Raw genomic sequence first — 380 nt, forward strand, 5'->3', positions numbered from 1 at the left:
AAACGAGGTAAAAACTATGAACAACAATTTCAATAACTTTAACAATATGGACGATATTTTCAATCAACTCATGGGCAACATGGGTGGCTACAGCACAGAACGTCGCCGTTATTCTATCAATGGGCGTGAAGTGACACCAGAAGAATTCGCTATGTACCGTCAGACTGGTCGCCTGCCACAGACAGAAGAAGTGGCTCAAGCACAGACTAAAGGTCAGATAAAGTCAGATGGAATTCTTGCAAAACTTGGTCGCAATTTGACACAAGATGCGCGTGAAGGGAAGTTGGATCCAGTCATTGGACGAAACAAGGAAATCCAAGAAACCTCTGAAATCCTAGCTCGCCGTACTAAGAACAATCCTGTTTTGGTCGGTGATGCTG

At 43.9% G+C, this 380-nt stretch carries 1 pseudogene; it reads left to right on the top strand.

Features of this window, described 5'->3' with window-relative positions:
• Positions 1–16: 16 nt before the first annotated feature.
• A pseudogene (locus C1E99_RS12310) lies at positions 17–380 on the top strand (ATP-dependent Clp protease ATP-binding subunit); the annotation flags it as partial.

This window comes from Streptococcus suis, assembly GCF_002964045.1.
In the GTDB taxonomy this organism is placed as follows: domain Bacteria; phylum Bacillota; class Bacilli; order Lactobacillales; family Streptococcaceae; genus Streptococcus; species Streptococcus suis_U.